This is a genomic window from Burkholderia sp. PU8-34 (genome assembly GCF_053427725.1).
The window spans coordinates 1-286 of the sequence record NZ_JBSAXC010000102.1 but is presented as its reverse complement, the minus strand read 5'-3'; the positions used below and the strand labels follow the sequence as shown (position 1 = coordinate 286).

At 60.8% G+C, this 286-nt stretch carries 1 protein-coding gene; it reads left to right on the top strand.

Annotated features, from left to right (window positions below; all coding sequences use genetic code 11):
* The coding region (locus tag ACV22Z_RS35915; RefSeq protein ID WP_448080967.1) for a GTP-binding protein at nt 1-286 on the top strand (286 nt) is incomplete at both ends.

Sequence of the window (286 nt, the reverse complement as noted above, 5' to 3'; positions counted from 1 at the left end):
AAATTCGAGCGGACCAAGCCGCACGTGAACGTTGGTACGATTGGTCACGTTGACCACGGCAAGACGACGCTGACGGCAGCGATCACGACCGTGCTGACGAAGAAGTTCGGCGGCGAAGCGAAGGCATACGACCAGATCGACGCGGCACCGGAAGAAAAGGCGCGCGGCATCACGATCAACACGGCGCACGTCGAGTACGAAACGGCTAACCGCCACTACGCACACGTCGACTGCCCGGGCCACGCTGACTATGTGAAGAACATGATCACGGGCGCAGCGCAGATGG